We start from the raw sequence: 16,874 nt of genomic DNA on the forward strand, positions 1-16,874 counted from the left end.
AAAGCACTTATTAAAATACGAGTTTCATATATTCGAAACTAAAGGTTTCAATAACTGAAACTAATGGTTTCACACCGAGAAACAAAAAGTTTCAAACTTTGAAACCTTTAGTTCCATACGGTTGAAACTATTAGTTTCACCGCATGAAACCGATGATTTGACTATATCTCTGCCATATTTTATACTTAGCTTTTTAGATCTTATCAGTTAGAAACATTTACTTACTATCTCTATTTAAATTGTGCAGTCATTAGCAAATGAATCGGATAGTTATCTTCGGCAACAGTCATGCCATTTGCTGCATAACAATCACTTTCCGGATCCGGCATACTCATTTGTGACTGCAAAAACTCAGGAGATACCAGAACCGGTGCTACCTGTTTGGTTGTTTTTTCATTTTGAGTAGCGGCTTTTTTTGAAGACACAGGTTTTTCTACGTTGTGAGTAGCGATTAATGTCTTCATTGGCTGCGTTTCTACTTTTTGATATATAGTATCTATCTTTTCGTGTACGACGATTACCGTATCCGTAATAGTTAACCGATTATCCGGCTGTGATTCTTGTCCACCCGAAAAAGCATAACCGATTATCCAACCTAACAAACAGGCAGCAGTCAGCCACCAAGGAGAAATTCGCAACTTTTTCTTTTGACTTTGCTTTTTCCTGATAGACTGCATGACAGAAGAAAAGGAGACAGGAGAATGCTCCTCCTTTTCCTGTTCATATTGTTTCTTCGCAGAACGAATCAACCATTGTACTTCCTGTGATTCTTCTAATCTTTCTAAATCATCATTTTTCATAATCACTTGTTTGGGGGTTATAGTTAGATAATGAATGCTGCAATATTTTTAGCGCATAAAATAAGCGGGATTTCACAGTTCCCTCAGGACAATGGAGCACTTGTGCGATTTCCTGAACCGAAAGTTCCTCTTCATATCGAAGAGTATACGCCGCTCGTTGCTCGTCTGTCAGGCTTGTGAGGACCTTTTTCAATTGTTCATTAAACACTTGCCGATCATAAACAGTCTCAAATTCCGGAGAAACACAATAATCTTTTTCTTCCATATAGGACTGTTGAGACATATATTCTTCTACAATCTCACGATGTCGATATTCATTTTTACAGAGATTATACGCCATAGAGAAAACCCATGTAGAAAAACATTTTCCTTGTTGATAACTATCTCTTGCTTCATAAATACGAAGAAACAATTCCTGAAGGAAGTCATCTGCCAAGGCTGCATTTCCGGAAAACATCCGCATGAAGAATCCCTTCAGCCGGGGAGCGTATCGCCCATAAAGCTCTTCAAAGGCTTTTTCATTCCTCCTGGTGGCAAATCGTTCCATGAGTTGCTCGTCCGTTTCGTCGCGTTTGAAAGTTTTGAATAACCTCATGGTTCCACTCCGTCTATAAGTTTCTGAAATTCGTCCCTTCTATCTACTATTTTATCAACAGCTTCTCCTTTCTCTTTCATCTCCAATTGACGGGCCATTACTGCTTCTATCATTTTCTCATTTTCAGTAGTAGCTTTAAAAGAACGAGAATGGTTCAAAATACCTTGCAACAGATTCTTCAACTTCGTATATTGGTTTTTATCCCCACTCGTACGATAGAATTGCAGTAGCGGAGCAAAGGAGATGATATAATTCCAATTGGCAGTTAAATTGTACGTAATCCCCGGATGATAGTCGGACCAGGGACGGCGTAAATAATCTAATAAATAAACCTGCTCATAATTTCTTCTTGCAACTGCCATATTATTATACGGCTTCAACGAATACTTTAATACTAATCCTTCGGGATATAACTTACTCTTCAAAGCTTCTAACAGATCTTTCTCAAACACAAATTGGCTAAAATATACAGGGCGTTTCTCTTTTTCCAAAAAATATTCCGCTCCGGGCGCCACCTTTTTACTATCTGAGAAGATTTTCGGGTCTACCTCTTGCTTTTCCCAAAACCACTTGCCTTGTTCGGGATTCATCAAATCGATAGAGGATATGATCTCAATATCCTCAAACAGTCCTAAACCATATTGAAGCAAATAATGATAAAACAAACTCGGAGCCAGTTCGGAGACAAGTACCGCATTCTTCTCTAAACCGGCTAACTCATTGTGACAATAGGAGAGAAGATCGGAAGAAAACAAACCACTTTTGTACCATTCACGAGCTATCTCTTTCACCTTTTCCATTTGATGCGTATCATAACAATAACGTATATCATTCAGATAATCCCGTTCACAAGTCCGTTTTAAAGAAAGTATCTGTTGATGAATGCGTTCCTGTTCCTGCGAATCAGTGTTCTGTACCAGTAAATAACGATAGTAAGTACGAGTATCCGGAATATACTTCTTCATTCTCTTTATACATGCATCCAGTTCCTTTTGGAATTCCTGTTTCTTTGAAGAATCCTCTTCCGTTTGCCACATCGCAAAACAAGCGTACGCATAGTTATCCCATGATTTTTCATTCCTTTTATCTTTCTTCAATTCCATTTGCCAGGCTTCCTTCTGCGTCTGATACCAGGATATCCCCAAAGGCATAGGATATCCCATCAAAGATATTTCCAGACGCTCTGTATTCCGGGCAGTTGTCACCTGCCCTAAAATGATGAAAAAGAATAATAAGTAGATAAATCGCCTCATATTTCTTATCGGTTTGCTCAGGAATTAATACTTTTCAAATACTGCTCCCGTACTTCTTTGGTACAAGATTTCGCATCGTCGATAACAGTCCGCAGAATTGAATACAGTTTATCATAATGATTATGATCTTCCGACTCTTTGTAGAATTGCAACAGAGCTTTAAGGGCAGGGACATAATAAAGATTAAGTCCTTCATTTACTTTAGGATCGAAAGCTGACACAGCAAGAGTTTGAGGATAAAAAGACTCACGCAGATAATCCATTAAATACACATTCTCAAAGTTCCGCCGCATGACTGCCAGATTATCATAAGGTTTGGAAGAATATCTCATCAACAAACCTTCGGAATGCAGGTTATCTTTAAGAGCATTTTTAGCCATTTCATCCATTGTTATCGTAAAATAGATAGGCCGATTACTATACTTAGCAAAATGTTCAATCACTCCTTTGAGTTCTCTGGAATAGCTTTTCATAAAGTCACCGGGCGAAGAATATGAGATCGTATCATTCTTTGCCTTTCGATATTTAGGTATTCCTAACTCTTCGGTTACCTTGTCTATAGAAAAAGAGTCGGTCAAGAAAGGATACATAATAATCTTCTTATCATTAAACTGGTCTTTCACACTCTGAAGAACCCTTACACCGTACAAATCAAAGCAACCTCCCATGAAGATAATAGCATTTTTCTCTGCCGAGGCCAACTCATTGTAGGCAAAGTTCAATTGCTGGGGAGGAAACTCCCCGGATTCATACCAACGTTTACAGATATCTTTCAACCGTTTTTCATTTCTCAATGATACGGCCACATAAGTAGGATAATGTAAGACAGCATCAGGCCATTTTTCTATGATCTCGTCAAATGACATTCTCTTTTCGCCCGGCTTGATATTCGAGTTTCTTGTAATAGCATAAGTAGCAGTATTAGGTATATTTTGTTTCATACCTTCCAGCATTTCGTCCATTTCCTTTTGTATATTCGGGTCCGGCGTCGGATACTTTTTCGATGGTGTCATTGACTGCATTAATGAAGCTCCTTTAAGTATTTGAAGTACTCCCGAATATTCTAGCCATGCTCTTTCGTCTTTAGGATTTTCTTTTACTTTTTGTTTTGCTTGCTCCAGCTTATCGCACATACTTTTTACAGCCTTTGCAATTGAATCCGGAGATAATATGTTATCATTTAAGACAGACTCAACTTGAGAATAAGATAGTGTAGTGTAACAACAAAACAGGATAAACAACAGATATTTGATAGTTTTCATCATTTACTTTTTTTAATTTGACATTGTTTTCAATAGAACCGTTCCGACAAAGCATACACGCGAAGAAAGGAAACGTTCAAACAAAACAGTATTTTCTTAAAAAAAGAATGAGAAAGAGAAAACTTACACTTAATTCGATCATTAATGCCCGATTATTATTTCGCAAACCTTATCCTGAAAAGCCCTTGCTTTAGCAGCAGAAAGCACATTCTGATTCATAATGGCAAATGCGACTTCGTGACCGTTCTGCATTCTCAAATATCCGGCCAATGCATTAATTGCTGTATAAGATCCGGTTTTTGCATGTACATTCTTATAAGCAACGGTCCCTTTCATCCGGTTTTGCAACGTCCCGTCAATTCCGGCAATGGGAAGTGCTTTATACAACTTCTGAAAAATGTCAGTCTGAGAATAAGCATATTTCAGGAAATCCACAAGCAGGGCAGGAGAGAGATAGTCATAATTCGACAATCCGCAACCATCTGCAATCTTATAGTCTTTCGGTTCGTACCCCAATTGCTCAATCAGATTCATAATCTCGGTAATCCCGTCTTTAGCCGTTACATATTTCTTGCCGGTGGCTTGCGCTCCCAGACGACAAAGAAATGCTTCTGCATTCAAATTATCACTTTCCTTCATCAATTGATTCAAAACGTCTTGCACCGGAGTTTCCCGACTACTCATCTTTTGCACTCCAACAAGAGGAATTTCAGCAAAATCATACGATTGGGGAACTATAATTCCACGCTCCTGAAGTCGTTCAAGAAATGCGTGCATAAAGTAGCACTTCGAATCATAGACATTTACCCAGGATTTACGAATACCATCCATATTACCTTCTACAATGATATTATTCCCATTGGTAAGCCAATCACGTGAAACAGAGAACTTTCCGGCAGATGGAGTACGTGTTTTTGCCTGATTCGTCACCGTATAATAAGAAGAGTTCGGTTTACAAGAGACCCTTGCCGAATCTCCCTGTTGAGCACCGGGGGCAACTTCCACCTCGACAACACCTTTACAATACATCAGCGGAGACAAATAAGGTTGATAAGCTTCCGGATTATCATCCCATGCCCAACCGCTCCCCCAATAAAGTGAGTCTTTCATGGACACATCTCCATACACCTGTCCGTTAATCACGGAGAAAGGGAAAGTGATCACATCTTCTATCAGCGAATCCATTGCCAGTTCGTCAAATTCAGGATCAAATCCTCCTACAACATATAGATTGCCTTGCAAGGTATCATGCTCTATCACACCGTCATACCATACTTCTGTACGAAAAGGATCGTCAGCTTCGGGGCGGGAAAGGGCAGTAATTGCCGTCAGTAACTTCATTGTCGAAGCAGGACGGGAGAGTTTATCGGCACGAAAATTATATAATGGAGCCTTTGCCGTCAGGTCATAAACAGATATCCCGACTTCAGAGGCTTCAGGAAGCATCTTTTTGATTAATGAATCAATCTGAGAAAAGTCACTCTGCCCCCATAAAGGCAAAAAGCAGATAGACAATACAACCGATATAAAAGTTTTCCTCACATAAAATTGTTTCTTCATATTTCCTCTATAATCTTCTTCCTCAATTACTTAATATTCCGTTTCACCTTATTTAAAAGCGACCCTTCTCCATATCCCGACCACACATCTTGAATCTTTCCGTCAGGGGCAATAAGTACATAATATGGTATTCCGTTCACCTGATAGCTTGCTGCAAGCCCGGTACGACCTCTACGGAGTTCATTCCATTGATTACCTTCCATACCGTTATTTTTTATATACTCTTTCCAGTTGTCTTTCGGATCTTCACTGATACTGACTACTATAAGTTTATCTTTATACATTGCTACAATCTTCTTCATTTCAGGTATAGATTGTACACAAGGTCCGCAACCGCTACTCCAGAAATCAAGTAAGATGTAATTTCCTTTAAACTCTGCAAGGTGATGTAACACACCCGCACTGTCATATAAATCTCCATCTACCATTTCATCTCCCACGCCAACAGTAACAGGCGGATAAATATATTGAGTAATTTCCTGTCCGGCAGGCGTTTGTTTCTCTTCATCGGACATTCTGGTATAAAGTTCTTTCACTTCATCCTTATAGGGCATAATATTTTCGTATTTCATCATAGAAGCATACAGTAACAAATTATTAATCCAAACCCTGGAAACGGGAGCACTTTTCATATATTCCATTTCTTTTTTCCAGATTTCCTTTTGCAACGGATTTTCCAGCTTCCGAATAGAATCTATTTTAGCCCATGCTTTTTTAGCAAACTCTTCATCTCCCGGATGATCAATAAACATCATACGCTGCCAATCATAACTGGCAGCTAAATGTTGCATCAATTCTCTTTGTTGCGTCATGGCACAACCCATAAAACGGTTCTCTTCCAATTGTTCGGGAATATCACTTTCTATCGTCCAGGTTCTCAAAAGTTTGTCTTGTCCACTGACTTCAACATATTTCCCCGGTGCTACCCACACGTTCAGCCATACACCGGGAAAGCCTTTACTTTTAGACATTAATAATAACTGTTGAGTATCCGAAATGGTGTCACGAAATGAAAACTCTCCATTGGTCAATGTATCTTGAGACAGCAATTTTATAATATTCCCTTCACTCACGTACAAACCAATGACAACACTATCCGGAACGTTCTTCAACTTTCCATAAATGAAATACTCATTTGCCGGAATATTTCTCCTTTTCTGAATTGAACAGTTGATCATAGTCATACATATAAGCAACAATAAGAAAACCCAAACAATACACTTTTTCATTTTATCTTCTAATTTATATGAAACAGTTATTAGTAATACAACATAATTAATTCATACTAAGGTCAATTATAGTATCTGTCATTAGCTTCGCTCAAAACATCTTTTGATTTTTATATTATGGTATAGACGATCGCAGGGAGGAAGAATCTTTTCTAGAATAAATGTTTTCTCTCTGTATTCAAAGAGAAGAGATCCTTCACAAGTTCAGGATGACAAAATCAACCTCACAATACCTCCCTGAAAATTTCACCTACAGTAGGGTGGGGAAAGACTATCTTTTTCCATTGTTCAGCCGTCAGTCCCAATTCAATGGCAGTTCCGGCAAGTGTAATAATCTCCGAAGCCGGATTCCCCATTACATGTGCACCTATAATTCGTTCTTGTTCGTCCAGAAGTATTTTACAAACTCCATTCACCCCTTCATTCTCCGCCACAAAACGACCGGAATAAGCCATCGGAAGTTTCACAATCCGATAATTGATCCCTTTCGCCAGAACAGATTCTTCTGTTTCGCCTACTCCCGCAATCTCCGGATTGGTATAAACCACTCCCGGAATAGCACGATAACTCATACTGTCCTTTTTGCCTAATATAGAATGTACAGCTACTTCTGCTTCACGAACAGCCGTATGAGCCAATAAAGAAAAACCGGTCAGGTCACCGCAAACATACACATTGGGTTCGGAAGTCTGCATTTGGGCATTTATTTTAATAGCTCCCCGCTCTGTTCTTTCCAGATGAAGGTTTTCAAGCCCGAAACCTTTCATCACAGGACGACGCCCCACACTAAGTAGTAAACGATCAGTCTCTCCAAAACTTTCTTCCGGTTGAGAAAGGCAATCTGAAGGTTCGTTCTCCAACATAGGTTTATAGGTATATCTTATCCCTTCTTGAGAGAGTGACGGGGAGAAACTTGTAACCTTCGTATTAAGCAGGAATTTGATTCCCCGCTTTGCATATTCAGCCCGCAACATGCCGGAAAGCTCTTTATCCATGCCACCCAGAATTTCATCCATCATCTCAATGACGGTCACCTCTACTCCCAGACTATTAAAGAACGAAGCAAACTCCATTCCGATCACTCCGCCACCGACGATGGCCAAAGAAGACGGCAATTCTTTATTGTTCAATGCTTCGCGATGTGTCCAATAATCTATCGACTCTACACCAGGAACAGGAGGTATAAAAGTCTCGGAACCTGTACAAAGTATCAGATTTTCCCCTTCAAATACCTCTTCGCCGCAACGAATTGTGTTCCTATCAATAATTTTAGCTTCACCTGATACAATAGTCACATTATTAGAAGTCAGCTTTGCCTTTACTCCCAGTACCAGTTTACGCACTACTTTCGTTTTCCTTGCAATAATTTTGGGTAAATCAAAAGAAACTTCCGATATATTCACTGCATATTTTGAAGCATGTTTGGCGCTATCGTACGTTTTTGCAGAATAAAGTAATGTTTTCGTAGGAATACAACCTTCATTCAAACAGACACCACCCAAACTGCTTTTCTCGATCAGCAATACATTCAAACCGGCTTTACCGGCAACTTCGGCAGCTGTATATCCTGCAGGCCCTCCACCAATAATGATCACTTGGTATTTCATAGTAAATAATTTATATAACTTTTATATGACTTATGGTTCATTTATTTAATCGTTATACTCTGTATGCTAGGCATATATATCGACCAGATGAATATAGATGTCCAACAATTGTCCTCAGAATATGTTCAAGAAGAGAATATGAATCTTAAAATCATCTTTTAGAATCAAGTTTCTTCATTCAACATCCTTTTCTCAATCAACTGTATAAATTCCTGTTCTTTGACAGGCATTAGTGCTTCATATTTTCTTTCATCATATTTTATCAGCACATAACGAGTCACTGAAAACCGACCGAATTTCATGGAACGGCATTGCTCAATAGAATCAATCTTGGAAATAGGAATTACTTTCTTACGGCTGAAACGTCCCTGATGTATAATTAGCGTTCCGTCCGAAGTTACGGTATAAACAGTATGAATAATCTGTTCAATCAATACGATCAACAATAACATCAGAAACACCGCCGGCAAGATATATTTGCACCATAAAGCAGCAACAGCATTCACTGTAAACAACGCCAAAGCAAAATACTGATACCAGGCAATACGAGCATGGAATATTCGATTCATTTTGTCAGATTTTTGCGTGCAAGGTAGCAATTTTATGAATTAGTGACAACGAAAAGTACAACGAAGTGAGTTATTTTGTAGCTTTGCGGTGAGAAATAACAAAATTATGGTAAGAAAATTCGATTTCCTCGTCATCGGCTCCGGAATTGCCGGTATGAGTTTTGCGCTGAAAGTTGCGCACAAAGGTAAAGTTGCTCTTATCTGTAAAGCCGGGTTAGAAGAGGCCAATACATTTTTCGCTCAGGGCGGTATCGCTTCTGTTACTAATCTTGCAGTAGACAATTTCGAAAAGCACATTGAAGATACGATGATTGCAGGTGACTGGATTAGTGACCGTACAGCAGTAGAAAAAGTAGTTCGTAACGCTCCCGAACAAATCAACGAACTGATCAAGTGGGGAGTAAACTTTGATAAGAAGGACAACGGAGATTTTGACTTGCACAAAGAAGGCGGTCACTCTGAATTCCGTATTCTTCACCATAAAGATAACACCGGAGCAGAGATACAGGACAGCCTGATTGAAACGGTGAAAAACCATCCGAATATTACTGTATTCGAAAACTTCTTCGCAGTAGAAATCATTACCCAACATCATTTGGGAATCATCGTAACCCGCTACACTCCCGGCATTAAATGTTACGGTGCGTATGTATTAAACGAAGCTACCGGAGAAGTAGATACTTTCCTCTCCAAAGTAACGGTAATGGCAACCGGCGGATGTGAAGCAGTTTATCGCAATACAACTAATCCGTTAGTAGCCACAGGAGATGGAATCGCTATGGTTTACCGCGCCAAAGGTGCAGTAAATGATATGGAATTTATTCAGTTCCACCCCACAGCTCTCTTCCATCCGGGAGACCGTCCGAGTTTTCTCATCACAGAAGCAATGCGCGGATATGGTGCCGTACTCCGTACACAGGATGGCAAAGAGTTTATGCAAAAATACGATTCACGCCTGTCATTAGCTCCACGCGACATCGTAGCACGTGCCATCGACAATGAAATGAAACAACGCGGAGACGACCATGTCTATCTCGACGTAACACATAAAGACCCGGAAGAAACCAAAAAGCACTTCCCGAATATCTATAAAAAATGCCTCAGTCTCGGCATCGATATTACCAAAGATTATATACCGGTAGCTCCGGCCGCACATTATCTTTGCGGAGGTATCACAGTCGATCTGGATGGTCAATCCAGTATCCGCCGCCTGTACGCATTGGGTGAATGTTCATGTACCGGTCTGCACGGTGGAAATCGTTTGGCTTCCAATTCGTTGATAGAAGCCGTGGTTTACGCTGATGCAGCTGCCAAACATGCTTTAAGCGTACTTGAACGTTATGACTTCAATGAAGACATTCCAGAGTGGAATGATGAAGGAACGATTTCTACAGAAGAACGGGTACTGATTACTCAAAGCATGAAGGAAGTCAATCAGATTATGGAGTCTTATGTCGGTATCGTCCGCAGTAATCTTCGTCTGACCCGTGCCTGGAATCGTCTGGATATTCTTTATGAGGAGACGGAAAAACTATTTAAGAGCAGTAAAGCTACCCGTGAACTTTGCGAACTTCGTAATATGATTAATGTAGGTTATCTGATTACACGTCAGGCTATGGAACGGAAAGAAAGCCGGGGACTACATTATACGATTGATTATCCACGAAAAAAAGAATGATTAAAAAGAACCTCAACCATTTAATAGGAGGCTGAATTCTAAAACTTCATCAAATTAAAAACTGAAAGTCTTAAAATTCAGCCTCTTCATTTTATACTAGCTATTTACAGTTATTTATTTGACTCGAGTGAAATGCAAACGAAGCGGAGCTGATTTCATAATAGGATCTTCTCCATAATCTTTCATCATATCATAAGTATCCGTCATAAAATCCGTAGGTTCAAAATCATCAATAGTACATTCAAGTATATCTTTTCCGTCTGACTTTATAATGCGGAAACCAACAACTGCCGCACGATTACTAGTATTATTAGCAGAAAAATTTACATTAACTGAAGGAAACTGTAACACTGCTATTTTTGCAGTTACTTGATACCGAGTACTCTCTTCCTCAATTGTTTTTTCAAGTTCCTCTTTATAAGTTACCGTACAAGATTCTGTACCAAAATAGTTTTTCAGTTCACCACTTAAAGTAGGAATAAAAGTATATTCTTGATAAGAATTACCCTCAAATTTAATCTGATCTGCAGAAGTTCCTGTTGGAAATTTAGTAATATCTTCTCCCCACATATTTTGATAGAATGTTAAATTAGATATTTTATCAAATGCCCATGTACCAGTTAATATATACGGGCCACTAATAGTAATTATAATGGAAGCATTATTACCATAAGCATATCCATCCCTTTCTACCAAGCGTAACACCAATTTATCTTTTCCTTCTTCCTTCTTCAGGAATTTAACAGATACAGTTCCTTTGTTTTTATTTTTAAGAACAGTCGCATATTTACCACCATCAAACGAGAAATGAGTACCTTCCACTGCAGTAGAAGAAGGATCAACCTCTATATCAAATCTTGTTTCCTCTGATACTTTATAAACAGCTCCCGTCATAGTTTCAAGAGTAATACCATAAGAAGTAGCTTCAGTTAAAATACCGGAAACATCATCAAATGACATAATAACTCCTGTAGTGCCAAGTAATTCTACAGATGTATAGCTTCCAACTCCAACTTTAAAACCTGTAGGAGCCGTTCCCAAGTTTACAACCAACTCTTTATCGTCTTCACCAATATTTTCTTCGATACGTTTTACTTTAAGTACGGCTTCTGTCTCACCTGCTTTTAATGTAATCGATTTATCAGCTGTAAAATCTGTACCTTCCACTGCTGTCCCTGAAAATAAAACTGGTATAGAAACTGTAGCAGAAGCAGGTTGATCTGAAATAAGCCTTAACTCTATTTCACCTTTAGCTAAAGAATAATGCGCCTGATTAAAATTCAATTCTATCACCTCTACAAAATTATCGTCATCATCAGATGAACAAGACGTAACTACTAACGAGCACATCACAAATAAATAAAACAAAACTTTCTTCATAATTTTCATCGTTTTTTAATTAATAATTATTGAGATACATGTTCATTATACTCCTGCTTAATAGCATCAATCACAGCAATTTCATTTGTATTCAGTACAACCGGATCCGGTATTTTGTACACCTCACTGCTTACTACAGTTTCTCTTGGAGGTACCTCATCTATATCCTCACAAGCAGAATACATACAGTTTGTCAATAACAAGCAAACAATTAGTACACCATAAATCATTTTCTTTTTCATACTCTCTTCTCCTTTCATTCTAATTCTGTATATCCGGGATTCTGTATTAACCCATCAACTAATTCTATCTCCCTAGGTGAAATGGGCAGCGTATACATATACTTTTGAGTTACATATTTGCGACCATTGTATGCTGTCCAATACTCAGGCATACCGTTTCTTTTCTGTTCAAAAAAACGGTCTCCCTCCAAAAACAATTCCTTCCTCCGTTCACGTAAAATTAAGCCCATCAACGGAGTCAGAGTATTTCCTTCCGCATCAGTTACAATAATTTCTGTATCTTGAAGAGAAGGCAGATTATCCATTACTAAATCCTTATAATCATTAATACGATGAGCGCGCAGATCATTAATTGAACGTAATGCCAATTCCGGCTTATCTAAATGGTAATAACACTCCGCTTCCATTAGTTTAAACTCAGCTATACGCATACCACAAAAGAAAGTCTTTATAGCTATCCTTTTATTATTTACCCAAAGTGCATAACGTATATCGCTTACTTTCTCTTCCTCAGTAAATGTATTTAAAAACCTCTTGCTCACAGGACGATATTGAAGATAAGTTTTTGATGCTGTTATTTCACTCATATCAACAGTCATCCGATATGATTTCAATAATTGATTCCCTACAAGGTCATAAGAAGTAGACATCATATTTTTATAAGCATCTCCTTCCAATAATCCATACTTTGTCAGTAACTCTTGCGCCAATGGTAAAGCTTTTCCCCATTGTTTGGTCCAGAAATATAAACGCGCTAAATAGCCTTTAACTACATCTTCTGTAAAGCGATAAAGGTCATTTTTCATATGATAGGAAAGTGAATGATTTAAATCAGATTCAATTAAATCAATTGTTTCCTGCATTGTACTACGAATAGGTCTTTCTTCCATATCAAATGACATCACCAAAGGTACGCCTAACTGATTTTCAAAATTACCAATTTGCGGCACTTCACAATAAAAACGTAATAATTGGTAATAAGCAACAGCACGCATAGCGTAGGCAGTAGCGCGTACTTCACCTACTTCTGCTGTTCCACTTTCTTCCATTTCTCCCAAAACAATATTACAATCACGTATTATCTCATAATACTTACTATATTGTCTTGAAGGAGCTCTTGAACCGACTAAATTTCCTACATAAACACTCATAAGTCGTCCATTCTGTGAAGTCAGACAAACTTCAAAGTCATCCCCATATGCCCCATCCATATCCAATAGTACCGATGAATTTCCAACCAGAAATTCATCTACACCTCCATCTATTTCATTCAACCAAGTATGTAATAACGCTGAAAATTCTTCAGATGTCTTAGGTATTGTTTTCCCATATGGTTTAATATCCAAATAATGGCTACAGGAAATAAAAGACAATGTTACAAGTCCATATATCCATAAAATAATCTTTCTCTTCATTGTTTTCCTCCATTTAAAATCCGACAGAAAGTCCCATTGAGAATGTACGTGGAGTGGGGTAAACCGCTCCCGGAGTTTCTGGGTCAATGCCGGAGTAGTTTGTAATAGTAAATAAATTACTCATACTGAATGACAATGCTAACGAATTAATATGTGCTTTCTGCATCCACTTACCCGTAAAATTATAGCCTATCATTAACGAACCAAGTTTAAAATAAGATACATCTTCTAACATAGAAGCTTTAGTTATAAAATCTATGGATGGTACAAAATCGTCAAGTCCAAGATCTTCACCATACGCATCGATGATACGTGGATGACCATTCGTAATGGGATTATTGGGTGTCCAACGATTTACTGCATCTTTTGTCACATTCAAATGATTAATATATAAATCATTTTCTTGTGTTGGTACTGACTCTAGCTTGCTTCCTGATAGCGTACTGTAACTAATTGGGCAATTTATATTATTTAAAATTTTTCCACCTAATGAGTAGGTTCCTCCTATACTTAAATTCAAATTTTTATAAGAAACTGAAATAGAATATCCTCCATTAGTAGGAGCAGTACTAGTTCCTAAGTAAAAAGAATAGTTATTAACATTTCGACGGTCTTCTGCTGTTGTAAACACAGCATCAGGACGTGGCTCATACGTATAAATACCTAATTTTTTATCAATTTTGTTTACCTTTCCACTAATAATAGCTCCCAAAGGATACCCTACATGATTAGTCCCCCAACTACGATACCCAGAATTAACATCATACTTTAACAACTTATTCCGATTATAAGCTATATTTGTAGAAACAGAAATATTCCAATCTTTTGTTTTTAAAACATTGGCATTCAAAGTAACTTCAATTCCTTGGTTTAATAACTCCGAAGTATTGTAAGATTGAGACGAAAATCCCGTAGTATTAGGAACAGATACAGTCGTAACCGCATCATGTGTCCGACGATCATAAAGTTCTCCTTGCAAACGGAAACGATCATTAAAAAAGCCCATATCCATCGATATTTTCATATCTCTTGTTTTCTCCCAACGCAAATGTGGATTTGGCGCATTCTTCAAATATCCCATACGATAATAGTCTGTATCTGTCCGACGGAATGATGTATTATAATCCATTACTAATTGCGGATAAACACTTTTATTTATATTTCCAGTATATCCAAATGCAGCACGAAATGAAAGACTACTGATAACAGACTTCAAGGATTGCATAAAAGCTTCTTGATCTACATTCCACGACAAACCTAATGACCCCGTAGGATTAAATTGTTCTTTACTCCCAAAATTATTAGAGCCATCGGTACGCCCTGTAAAACTAAGAACATAACGTTGTTTAAACACATAATCAAATGAAAAATAGAAAGATGCAAATGCATCTTCTACAATACTTTGTCCCGACAACCCATCTATAATAGCAGCATAAGCTAATAAATCAGCATATTCTATCTTAGTATCTGACGGATAAGTAGGCGTTGCTGAATTACCCGTCACCGGATCATACCCATATCGTTTTTCATAAATACTTTTAGCATATTGCCCTCGAATCTCTGTTCCCAACAAAGCACTGATATAATGATCTTCAGCAAATGTATTGAAATAATGCAACTGTCCTCGCAAATTATAACTGGTATTATATGCCGAAGTCTGTGTGATTGAACCATATATACGATCTGTATTATCATCTTTAAAAGGACGGTCTGTCCATGCCGCATAAGTATTCTTTCCGTTAATATTATCGGTCGTATTTGAAACATAGCCATACGAAGCCAGACCTTCAAAGCTAAAATTATCGAGGATATTTACATTTAAATTAGCAATTAACGAAGCTGAAATATTTTTCGTATTATTGGATGTTTCATTGATCTCGCGGAATATATTATATCCATCTTTTGGTAATCTTACATCATAAGAACCATTAGCATGTGATAAACTATAATAAGTATTATCTGCTGCATATGAACCGTCTTCATTATAAACCTTTTCATATGGATTAGCAAAATAAGCATACTTGAATGGATCCACACCTAATGAAGAGGAGTTTGAATGTTGCATCGCCATATCAGCCGTAAAACCTAATTTTACCCGTTTATTGGGTTTCATATCTATTTTAGCATTAACATTATAACGATCATAATCTGTTTTCTTCACTAATCCGTTATTCTGTGAATATCCCAGTGATACGTAATATGAATTCTTTTCTGAACCTCCGGATAAAGACAAATAATGGCTCTGCGATACAGAATTCTGAAACAGTTCTTGAAACCAATCTGTCGTATGTGCCCCCAAAGATTCAATTGTTGCATCTTGTTGCTCCTTAGTCATGCCAGCATATTGTTTATATCCAGAACGAATCATCCCCACAATACCTATTACCGGATAATTACTACCTTCTGCAAACTTCTTTGCAGAAAATTCATCCCACAATTCTTGCTCCCAAGCCAACTTTTCTTTGGAATTCATCAAGTTTGCATCTCTAGGAGGGCTTGTAACAATAGAAACATTCGTAGAATAATTAATTTGCATCTTACCCTCTTTTCCCCGTTTCGTTGTCACAACAATTACGCCACCTGCTGCACGAGAACCATAAATAGCAGCTGCAGAAGCATCTTTCAAAACTGTAACAGATTCGATATCACTAGGATTAATCCCGGCAATTCCATTCGTAAAAATGTCATTAAAATCTCCAGCTTTAATTCGGCTAGTTTCGATACTCGGTATATCCCTCTGCAAAGGAACTCCATCTACTACCCACAACGGCTCAGCATTACCTGTGATCGTATTTGTACCTCGAATACGAATCTTTGCAGATTCCCCCGGACGACCAGAAACAGCTTTAATATCTACACCTGCAATTTTACCCTGCATCAACATATCCAAATTTGCTGTTGGTGCACCTTTCAAATCTTTTGCCGTTAATGTTGCCAATGATCCCGTAGTACGACGTTTGGTAGTACGTTGATATCCTGTGACTACCACCTGATCCAATTCAGACATTTCATCTTCCAACGTAATATATCCGGAAATAGGTTTAGTCACTCGCATTACTAAAGGTTTCATACCGACATAGCTAAATTCAATTTCAGCATTTTTATCAACCCACAGCGATACTTCACCGTTCTCATTTGAGATAACTCCCTGCGCTTTACCTGCCACTTTTACTGTAGCTCCCGGCAATGGATTTTTGTCCGAATCCACTATAGTCACCTTAACAAGGATCGTAGCATCACCTTGTGGCCTTTGAGCAGATAAGCCTATAGCCATGCAGCAAAAG

12 protein-coding genes and 2 pseudogenes are annotated in these 16,874 nt (G+C 38.1%); 1 reads left to right on the top strand and 13 read right to left on the bottom strand.

Annotation, left to right across the window (positions count from 1 at the left end; all coding sequences use genetic code 11):
- Positions 1-230: 230 nt before the first annotated feature.
- From EJF25_RS00890 to EJF25_RS00925, 9 genes and pseudogenes are all read right to left on the bottom strand, one after another.
- The gene (locus EJF25_RS00890; protein ID WP_125039642.1) at positions 231-800 is read right to left on the bottom strand and encodes a hypothetical protein; all 570 of its coding nucleotides are present in this window, start codon (positions 798-800) and stop codon (positions 231-233) included.
- Positions 790-1,395 (bottom strand): RNA polymerase sigma factor, encoded by a 606-nt coding sequence (locus tag EJF25_RS00895; protein ID WP_125039643.1) that lies wholly within the window; start codon positions 1,393-1,395, stop codon positions 790-792. The genes EJF25_RS00890 and EJF25_RS00895 overlap by 11 nt, the downstream gene beginning before the upstream one ends.
- Entirely contained in the window at positions 1,392-2,648 is a 1,257-nt protein-coding gene (locus tag EJF25_RS00900) for a hypothetical protein (protein WP_125039644.1), read from the bottom strand. Before EJF25_RS00900 ends, EJF25_RS00895 begins: the two co-directional genes overlap by 4 nt.
- Positions 2,649-2,665: 17 nt before the next feature.
- Entirely contained in the window at positions 2,666-3,781 is a 1,116-nt protein-coding gene (locus EJF25_RS00905; RefSeq protein ID WP_235016662.1) for a hypothetical protein, read from the bottom strand.
- 270 nt (positions 3,782-4,051) lie between these two features.
- Complete coding sequence (gene dacB, locus EJF25_RS00910) at positions 4,052-5,470, bottom strand: D-alanyl-D-alanine carboxypeptidase/D-alanyl-D-alanine endopeptidase (RefSeq protein ID WP_370685677.1); 1,419 nt, start codon at positions 5,468-5,470, stop codon at positions 4,052-4,054.
- A 26-nt stretch (positions 5,471-5,496) separates the two neighbouring features.
- Positions 5,497-6,699 carry a TlpA family protein disulfide reductase gene (locus EJF25_RS00915; RefSeq protein WP_125039645.1) on the bottom strand — a complete coding sequence of 401 codons (1,203 nt, stop codon included), beginning with the start codon at positions 6,697-6,699 and terminating at the stop codon, positions 5,497-5,499.
- A 224-nt stretch (positions 6,700-6,923) separates the two neighbouring features.
- A pseudogene (gene lpdA / locus EJF25_RS00920) lies at positions 6,924-8,243 on the bottom strand (dihydrolipoyl dehydrogenase); the annotation flags it as partial.
- Positions 8,244-8,306: pseudogene (locus EJF25_RS26430) on the bottom strand (hypothetical protein); the annotation flags it as partial.
- Positions 8,307-8,470: 164 nt separating this feature from the next.
- Positions 8,471-8,875: a PH domain-containing protein gene (locus EJF25_RS00925; RefSeq protein WP_125039647.1), complete on the bottom strand. Its 405-nt coding sequence runs from the start codon at positions 8,873-8,875 to the stop codon at positions 8,471-8,473.
- 106 nt (positions 8,876-8,981) lie between these two features.
- Here EJF25_RS00925 and nadB point away from each other — a divergent pair, with 106 nt between their 5' ends.
- Positions 8,982-10,553, top strand: coding sequence for an L-aspartate oxidase (gene nadB / locus EJF25_RS00930; RefSeq protein ID WP_125039648.1), 1,572 nt, complete (start codon positions 8,982-8,984; stop codon positions 10,551-10,553).
- A gap of 114 nt (positions 10,554-10,667) precedes the next feature.
- Here the strand turns inward: nadB and EJF25_RS00935 are convergent, their stop codons facing one another.
- From EJF25_RS00935 to EJF25_RS00950, 4 genes are read right to left on the bottom strand one after another with little or no spacing between them, the layout of a single operon-like run.
- Positions 10,668-11,933: a Calx-beta domain-containing protein gene (locus EJF25_RS00935; RefSeq protein ID WP_160119354.1), complete on the bottom strand. Its 1,266-nt coding sequence runs from the start codon at positions 11,931-11,933 to the stop codon at positions 10,668-10,670.
- Positions 11,934-11,959: 26 nt separating this feature from the next.
- On the bottom strand, positions 11,960-12,175 hold the full coding sequence (locus tag EJF25_RS00940) for a hypothetical protein (protein ID WP_125039650.1): 216 nt from the start codon (positions 12,173-12,175) through the stop codon (positions 11,960-11,962).
- 14 nt (positions 12,176-12,189) lie between these two features.
- Entirely contained in the window at positions 12,190-13,590 is a 1,401-nt protein-coding gene (locus EJF25_RS00945) for a RagB/SusD family nutrient uptake outer membrane protein (protein ID WP_125039651.1), read from the bottom strand.
- A 13-nt stretch (positions 13,591-13,603) separates the two neighbouring features.
- Entirely contained in the window at positions 13,604-16,864 is a 3,261-nt protein-coding gene (locus EJF25_RS00950; protein ID WP_235016663.1) for a SusC/RagA family TonB-linked outer membrane protein, read from the bottom strand.
- Between the last annotated feature and the right edge of the window lie 10 nt (positions 16,865-16,874).

Source organism: Bacteroides faecalis (assembly GCF_003865075.1).
In the GTDB taxonomy this organism is placed as follows: Bacteria; Bacteroidota; Bacteroidia; order Bacteroidales; family Bacteroidaceae; genus Bacteroides; species Bacteroides faecalis.